This window comes from Candidatus Aquicultor sp. (assembly GCF_054640775.1).
Genome location: NZ_JBTSLF010000117.1, coordinates 1 through 8,467 on the forward strand (window position 1 = coordinate 1; position 8,467 = coordinate 8,467).

6 protein-coding genes and 1 rRNA gene are annotated in these 8,467 nt (G+C 51.2%); 2 read left to right on the forward strand and 5 right to left on the reverse strand.

Features of this window, described 5'->3' with window-relative positions; genetic code table 11:
• Nucleotides 1-353 precede the first annotated feature (353 nt).
• Nucleotides 354-2,072: ribosomal RNA gene (locus ACYC56_RS09935) — 16S ribosomal RNA — on the reverse strand.
• 817 nt (nt 2,073-2,889) lie between these two features.
• Here ACYC56_RS09935 and ACYC56_RS09940 point away from each other — a divergent pair.
• Nucleotides 2,890-3,762 carry a mechanosensitive ion channel family protein gene (locus ACYC56_RS09940; RefSeq protein ID WP_461374025.1) on the forward strand — a complete coding sequence of 291 codons (873 nt, stop codon included), beginning with the start codon at nt 2,890-2,892 and terminating at the stop codon, nt 3,760-3,762.
• A gap of 78 nt (nt 3,763-3,840) precedes the next feature.
• On the opposite strand, the gene ACYC56_RS09945 is transcribed toward ACYC56_RS09940, so the two are convergent.
• The 4 genes from ACYC56_RS09945 to ACYC56_RS09960 form a co-directional block, all read right to left on the reverse strand.
• Nucleotides 3,841-4,026 carry a hypothetical protein gene (locus tag ACYC56_RS09945; RefSeq protein ID WP_461374026.1) on the reverse strand — a complete coding sequence of 62 codons (186 nt, stop codon included), beginning with the start codon at nt 4,024-4,026 and terminating at the stop codon, nt 3,841-3,843.
• A gap of 139 nt (nt 4,027-4,165) precedes the next feature.
• Complete coding sequence (locus ACYC56_RS09950; protein ID WP_461374027.1) at nt 4,166-5,242, reverse strand: lysylphosphatidylglycerol synthase transmembrane domain-containing protein; 1,077 nt, start codon at nt 5,240-5,242, stop codon at nt 4,166-4,168.
• 71 nt (nt 5,243-5,313) lie between these two features.
• A complete protein-coding gene (locus tag ACYC56_RS09955; RefSeq protein ID WP_461374028.1) occupies nt 5,314-5,748 on the reverse strand; it encodes a ferritin-like domain-containing protein in 435 nt (144 codons plus the stop codon).
• Between the two features lie 110 nt (nt 5,749-5,858).
• Nucleotides 5,859-7,385 carry an HD domain-containing phosphohydrolase gene (locus ACYC56_RS09960; protein WP_461374029.1) on the reverse strand — a complete coding sequence of 509 codons (1,527 nt, stop codon included), beginning with the start codon at nt 7,383-7,385 and terminating at the stop codon, nt 5,859-5,861.
• A 254-nt stretch (nt 7,386-7,639) separates the two neighbouring features.
• Between ACYC56_RS09960 and ACYC56_RS09965 the strand changes: the two genes are divergently transcribed.
• Nucleotides 7,640-8,467: hypothetical protein (locus ACYC56_RS09965; protein ID WP_461374030.1), on the forward strand; the 828-nt coding region annotated here is incomplete at its 3' end.

Here is an 8,467-nt window from a genome sequence, read left to right on the forward strand (position 1 = left end):
GCCCTTCATCGGCTCCTAGCGCCAAGGCATCCACCATATGCCCGTAAATCACTTGATATTCGCTCGTCTATGCACGCTATATTGTTATTAAGGATCATAATCAAGGCTTTGATCCGTGGCACCAGCAAGGTCTTAATCCCCTGGACCCTGGGCCCCGGACCCCGAACCCTGATAAGTGCTCAAGGTTCAAGGTTCCAGGCGGGTGCCTACCCAACATCGAAAGAAAACCTTTCGGCCTCGGGTTCGAACCTTGAACCTTCAGCTGCAAGACTTGTGCCTTGCAGATGTCCCGGACAGGTGTTCCTGTGGGTTGCCCACAGGGGAACCCGGAGCCGGAACACTTTCCGGAACTTTCTAGGCCAGATACGCCCACACCTCTCGGTACGGGCAGCATGCCCATCCAACGACCACCTTAATGGAGGCACTCTCGGCACGTGCCTTCCAGAGTCCCAGCAAACCTTTCGGCTCACCGGGATCCGGTTGGGCCGCATGCCTTCGATGCGTCCCACATTTCGGTGGACGTGGCCGGCTATATGAGGGAGACCCGAGAACGTATTCACCGCAGCTTTCTGATCTGCGATTACTATCGGCTCCATCTTCATGCAGTCGAGTTTCAGACTGCAATCCGCACCACGACCGGCTTTTTGGGATTTCCTCCCCCTCGCGGGTTCGGACCCCTTTGTACCGGCCACTGTCGCGTGTGTGTCGCCCAAGGCATCCGGTGCATGCCGATCCGCCGTCGTCCCCACCTTCCTCCCACTTCGCTCGCGGGCAGTCCCCTATGAGTGCCCGGCATTATCCGATGGCAACATAGGGCAAGGGGTTGTGCCCGTTACGGGGAGCTAACCCCACACCTCACGGCACGGGCTAACGGTGACTATATACACCTGCCTGCAGGGGTCTTTGCAGCAACTATGGGGTGCCCATAGCGCTTACAAAGAGGGCCAGCGTTTCCGCCGGCTTGCTCCTGAAGGTAGCCTTGGTAAGGTTCTGCGCTCGAAGTCGCATTAAACCACACTCGCCGCCGATTGTGCAGATCTCCACAGGTCCCTTGGTTTTCAGCCTTGCGGCCGTACTCCCCAGGCGGGGCACTTATCGCGTTAGCTTCGCCCCCGGCCTTCCTGAGGGTCGAGAGCTAGTGCCCAACTTTTACAGCCAGGACTACGCGGGTGTCGAACCGCATCGCTCCCCTGGCTTTCGTACCTCAGCGTCAGCGTCAGTATAGGAAGCTGCCTTCGCCGTTCGGGGTTCTTCCCGATATCAACGCATTTTACCGCTCCACCGGGAGTTCCACTTCCTTCCACTGCGCTCTAGGAGGATAATCTCGGCTGACCTCCTCCCGTTTTCCGGGAGGCTTTCACAGCCGATACACCCAGCCGCCTACGTACCCTTTACGCCCAGTAATACCGGACAACGCTTGCGCCCTACGTTTAACCGCGACTGCTGGCACGTAGTTTGTCGGCGCTCTTACCGCGGGTACTTTCACCCAGCAGGGTTATTAACCCCCTGGGCTTACTCCCCACGGACTGAAGTTTACGATCAGGGTTTTCCTGACCTTCTTCCTTCACGCGGCATTGCATCGTCACGCTTTCGCGCATTGCGATAGATTCCACCCCGCTAACCCTTTCGGGTCCGGGCCTTGTCTCAGTCCCGGTCGGGCTGACCATCCTCTCGGACCAGCTACCCGTCATCGGCTTGGTGGGCCGTTACCTCACCAACTACCTGATAGGACGCAGGCCCATCTCAAAGCGGAAGCCTTAGTTAAGGGCTACCGTTTTCTCGCACCCCCGAAAGGGTGTGAGCTTATCCGGTATTAGCCCCCTCCCGGGTGACGTTCGATCACATTTCCTTCAAACTAGGCCTTACCCTTTCGGGCAGGTCGCTACCGAAGGAGCATCGATCTACTAGCCTCCTGGGGGAGAGGTATCCCGGTCTTTGAGGCAGGTTGCCTACGCGTTACTCCGCCGTTCGCCGCTCGGCCTCCCGGTATTTACCGGGACGCCCGCTCGACTTGTCGGGGCAAGTGCATGCCACCAGCGTTCGTCCTGGGCCGGGACCAAACCCGCAGATATTAAAACCTCACAGGATATCATCCAGCGAGGCTCCACGATTCAATCGGCTTTTTCCGGCCTAGTCTCACTTTCGTGAGAATGTAAATTTTTCAAAGATCCGACGTTCGGGTTATTATTTACCCTTCTTCGCGAAAATTAAACCTACTGCGAGCCATCGTCGCGTACACTACGATTTCAATCTCCACCAGATATTGCAGGGTTTCTTATATGCCCACTTTTAGACAACTATGACCGGGAATCTCAGATTCCCGGTCATTATTTACTTCTCTAGTTTTATGCTACACCCGATATTCTTTAAGTCAAATGCAAGACTTACGGCACGCTACAACAAAAAAACAGAAAGAGCCCAAGATAACCTTCGCAACGTTGCCCTTCCCCTACTGGGGCTCATTAAGGATTCCCTGCAAACACCTCGGGTTGACTCACCCAACATACCTTCAGGAACCTCTTCTGCATGACAACTTATGCCCGCCCGTCGATCCCATCCGTTCTGGTGGGGTACGCCGGTCTTCATCTACTATCCTAGGCCCTTCCAATTTGAAATTTTCAAATAAATCTGACTTTTTTGCCTTAATTAAAGTATACGCACAAAGGCTGTTTTCGTCAATTAAAACCGGAAATTTTGCGACTAAATTTTGGGGGTTGTGCCGCTTTTGTTCTTAATTAGACTATCGGTATTTTCCAGTATTTACCTTAGGAATATATCCCAGGTATTACCAGCAGGATTCGGGGTTGCCCAGATTATTTAGAATGGTTTATCCTTGGCTAGTGTAGGTCTATCGCCATTCGGTAGGTAAATGCGATTTAAAGGAGTATCGTGACCAAACTAATCTGTGCGAGCGGCCTCTCGCAGACAATTAAAACCGGCACCATCACCAGCTTTGCCAACAGGGCAATCGATTGGCTTTCTACCCATGGATGGCAGGTCGCTGTTGCGCTCCTGGCCGGATTCATTGCCTACCGCCTGTTAAGCATCGCGATAAATCACAGTGTCTCGTTGATCAGTAGAGACACGTTTCTAAGCGCCGAGGAAGCGAAGCTCCGTGCTAAAACTCTTGGCGCCGTTCTGGATGCGCTGGCCAGATTTGTCATATTCTTCGTCACCATCCTGGTTGTTTTAGAAATAATCTCCGTACCCATCGGTCCGATTCTTGCAAGCGCCGGCATCGTAGGTATCGCGATAGGGTTCGGCGCTCAAAGTCTGGTTAAGGATTTTATTTCCGGCTTCTTTATCCTCTTTGAGAACCAGTTCAGCGTAGGTGACCTGGTGCAAATTGGAAACGATAGGGGAACCGTCGAACACCTCAGCCTGCGTACCACGAAGCTCAAGGATTTTCAAGGCAACGTCCACATCATCCCCAATAGTCAGATAAACGTCGTCATCAACCAGTCGCGTGGATGGTCAAGGGCAATCGTGGATATCGGGGTGCCTACCACCGAAGACCATATGAGAGTAATGACTCTTATTAAGGACACGGTTGCAAGTGTCGCCTCGTCCGGTAGATGGAAAGATACTTTGTTAGAAGATCCCCAGGTCACGGGTATTGAGGATTTTAGAGAAAACACGATGCTATTCAGAATCACAGCCATGACCGCATCCGGAGCACAGGATGCGATTGCCAGGGATATACGAAACGGGGTAAAAACCGCGCTCTCCGGCAACAATATAGAGATCCTCACCAAACCGTAATCGGCACGAATGGGCCGGGATGCAGGTAAAAAAAGAAAGGGGGCCGAAGCCCCCACTTTTTGCTTGCGGCCTGTTACATTATATCAGTCCAGCCCAGTGGATAACCGCCAGTACCAGCACAACGACTGTAACGATGTAGATGAAGTTCGCCAGAGCAACACTGAAGCTGAAGATGCCGAGCAACTGCAACAGGGCCAGAATAACCAGAACTGCAAGTACCACATACACTATATTCCAGAATGTATTAGTTGTCCTCATAGCCATTACATCCACCCCCTTACATTATCTTTGTACCCGCTTTTGTCCGATGGAAACAATAAATGCGCAGTTAAGATGCTGTTTTACGACCCGCGCGAATGACGTGCAGGAATGTAGGCACAGACGTTTTCGGTTTAGATAGCGCCTAGCGGTTGGATTGCTGAGGTGTTTGAGCTTTTGATGGTTTAGTAGATGAGGTTTTTGAGATGAACCTCAAAACAAATGCCGCTCCAATTAAAAGCGTCAAGTAATAAGTAAGAAAACGCCAGACAAGAACGATAAGACCGATGATCTCGCTTGGAACAAGCCCTTGCAAGATACCCGTCAGCGCCGCTTCGACGACGCCGCTGCCGCCGGGCGTAGGGCTCACAGGTGCGACGGCAAAGAGCAGAAATATTCTGAAGACAAGCTGACCTAGATTACCCGACACCCCAAAGCCGAACAAAACAAGCGGCAGTACCGAAAACAGGCCAAACCACGCGACAACCTCACTTAAGAATACAGCGATGATCGAAGGGGCGTTTTTGAGAGAAAACAAGTCCTTCAAGTTCAGGCTCAGATTATCGATCTCGTGGTGAATCCTGTCCCTCGCCTTACCGAGCCGCTCCTCACCGAACCACCTGACCAGTATGCGTCCCTGGAGGATACGACTCACCGAGGCTTTGGCGCGTGCCGGTTGCTTGATAAAAAACAACGTTATAAGCGACCATATGGCCGCGGCGGCAGCGATACCTAGCAGGCTTAATTTAACCGAACCCGGGAGAGATGATCTGAAAACAATGAAAATCATCAGTCCTAGCACAACAAAAAGCCATGATGATATAGTCGCCCTGCTGCTGGTGACAGCAGTCGCCTCTCCGGGGGTTAAACCATCGGCTGTTAAGATATAAACTTGAGTCGGGATCAACCCGGAGCCAAATGGCGTGATGTAACCGAAGAATGTTCCGCCAAGATAAACGCGCAGCGAAGCGATAAAGCCGATGGGTTTTTTTATCACTCTGGTCAGAAGGTAAAACGGTAGTCCGCTAAAGACCCAGCTCAAGAAAATACCAAGAACCGCAAGCCCCAGAAAGGTAAGATTGACTCTTGAGAGCGCCAGGAGTGTACGCTGGTTAAAGGTAAGGGCTATGATTACACCTACCGTTACGATGCCGAGAAGCACTACAGTCAGTATGCCCTTTTTAGCCCGCTGCAGGCTTATGTTCTCCTGGTTATTCTGCATGGGTCTTAGTATAATCGATAGCTTTCAGGACGGTCTAGCGAAAAATAGGTTCTATCCGGCTTCACTCCACCCTATCCGGCTTCGTCCATCAGCTCATCGGTTCCGAAATCTTCGAGAAGTCCGCGGAATTCTTCCTTGTGTGCCTGGGCTTGTTTGAGAATGGCCTCTGCAAGCGCAGATAGTTGGGGGTCCCATATCTCGTCAAGGTGAAGCTCGTATTCGCTCACTATTTGAGACTCGAGGTCGTAATTGGCTCTCATCATATGCTCGAATACCTCGGGATTTACGGTTTCGTAGTGATTTGCCGCTGGAACCCCGCCGGTATCCTGGATAGCTGTCACCAGCCACTGGATATGCTGGTTCTCTTCATTGGTGATGGTAGCCAGGATGCTTTGGGCCGGTTCGTGATCTATATTTGTGAGATGCTGCTCGTATTGAAGTTTCGCGGTCCGTGCAAGACGCAGGAACTGGTTGAATATATCGTACAAATGCTGGCGAGACGCCATATATCATCCCTCCAATTATCGCTTCATGTATCTCTTTAGGTATCTCTTTAGCTTCTTGCTATATGAGTTCCCAAAAACCGGGTAGTTGAAGCAGAACCTGGATGGCTTGGCTAAACTGCATCCTCGAATCCAATCAGGGGATCATCATCGAAGGCGCTCTCTGAGTCGAGGCTGTCTATCAATTCTATGCGCTCGATGACCTTGAGCATAACCTCGACTATTGTGGGATCGAACTGGGTGCCTGAACCGGATCTCAGCCGCTCGGCACCGTGCCTGAGGGACATTTCCTCGCGGTATGGCCTGCTTGAAGTCATGGCCTCAAGGGCATCGGCCACCGCCAGGATACGCGCACCGTAGGGAATCGCATCGCCCGTTAAACCAGAGGGGTAACCGCCGCCGTTAAACCACTCATGGTGGTGTTTGACGATCGGCACGGCGTCTTTCAGAAACTCGATGGGTTTTATTATATCGGCACTCATGCAGGAGTGGCTTTTCATTATCTCCATCTCCTGCCTGGTAAGGGCTTCCGGCTTGTTCAGAATCCGCTCATCGATGCCTATCTTCCCTATATCATGCAAGAGACCTGCATATTCGATAGTTTCAACGTCTCTCTGGTTCATGCCAAGCTCCTGAGCAAGGGCAACGGCAAACTTACTGACCCGGGTGGAATGGTTGGCCGTATACGAGTCGCGGGCATCAATAGCTTTGGCGAGCGCTCTGATGACCTCAATAGTCAAGTTGCGGATACCATCGACGAGCCGGGCGCTCTTTAACGCGACCGAAATCTGGTCGGCGAAAAGTATGAACCTGTTTACAACCATGTCGTTGAACTCCTGGCGGTCCTTATACCAGATAACGACACTGCCAATCGACTCACCATCGACTGAAAGCGGTGCGGCGATCATCGACTTGACATTAAAGCGGGCGTACATCTCCCGCGCATCCTCGCTTAAATCAGAATCGTTTAAATCGCCCAGCAGAAGCATTTGCCCTGATGCGATGGCCGGACAAATATTGATGCTGGGGGTCTTCCCGCGTATCCCTTTGATAAGCTGGCGGCTTTCATCCGGTCCGAAACCATGCAGGCTTCGAACCTGTATGCGCTGATTGCCGTCAAGTAAAGCGATGCAACAATAATCGGCCCCTACAAGCTCGCAAATGCCCTCGGTTATCAGGTTAAATATCGAGTCGATTCTCTGCCCGCCGAGGATTGCTGAATCGATATCCGTTAGAAGTTTTAACTCTTCTACCCTGCCCCTCAACTCATCAATATATTCCTGGATGGCGCCATACGAGTTCTCCATGTTTTTGCGAATGTTGTCAAACGCCCCAACAAGCCTGTCCATCTCTTTGGCACCGTGATAGTCACATTTAACATTAAGGTTGCCCTCAGCGATTTGCTCGGCGGCAAGCGTAAGCCTGTGCAGGGGATAGTTGATTTTCAGCAAGGCCATAATCCCACTGAATATGGTGTAGGCAATATTAAAGACCGCGATATAGAGAAAATACTGCAGAGATTTGCCGGATTGCCCGGGCGCAGAATAAACAGAGTACCAGAGTACCAAGGCAAGGATGTTTGGCAGGATTGCTCCTGCGATTATCACGGTAAACAACGTTTTCTTTTTTAAGCCTCTCATAGCAGAATCATTCATAGTAAATTCTCAACCGTATCAATAATTAGAACATCCCTGTGAACACGCAAAACATCTAGTAAAATCATCGGCAAGCAGGTACTTACGCTTAATATAGTCGGAAGTATTAAATAGTTAGTGCTTACTACCCACAGGGTCCTCATGAGCTGCGTACAGAAGGGTCGTCTCAACAGAATTTGGGTATCTAAAATGCCAGGATCTATCGTCTATCAGCTTTCGAGCGACAATGAGGAGCTGGGGTGCGGCCATATCGACGGATGGGCATTAGGACAAAGTTAATCATCATTTACCTGTTGATTGCGATACCTCTTATCACTTTGCTGGGTGTTTCCTTTTATGGAAGATACAGGGCGGACCAAAATGCTGCGCTAACCGAGAGGATGGAGATCGCGAGGCTTGCGGCCTCGAATTTCAACCTCTTTATCGACCAAATCGTTGAGACGGAACTAGATGTGGGCGACACCATCGTCGATCAGAAGCTAAGCGTTGTTGATGCGAATAAACTCTTGTCCAGGATTGCGGGAAGCAAACATGCTTCGGGAATAATAATCAGTCACCCCTCTCCTATCTCGAACGTAGCGTTTATGGATAAAAACGGTATGGTTACTGCGGCATCGCTTACAAAAACTATTGGGCAGAACAGGGCTAACCACCCGGAGGTCAAAGCGGTACTGCGTGGCGCCGATTCGGCAATCGGCAATCTGCAGCGAGACATCGATGGTAGCCTGGGGTTTATTATCGCCGTTGGAATCAGGAGGGGAGGGTCGCTTGTAGGAATTGTCAGCACTTCGATAAAAGCGGACGAGCTTGGCAATATACTTGATATTGCCGTAGCGCGGGGCGGGGTTAATATTGTTGATGCCGGCGGGCATTTGGTATTTCAAAGCGAGGCACCCAGTGTACCGTTTGCTAAGCGCAATTGGAGTAATCAACCGTTCGTTAAGGCCGCGCTCAAAGGAAAGACCTTTATTTCAACCGGAATCATGTTCCCATTTGATAGACACTTTCGTATGGGTGTTGAGATCCCGATCAGCAGTATCGGCTGGGCGACAGGTTCGTTTGTTCCG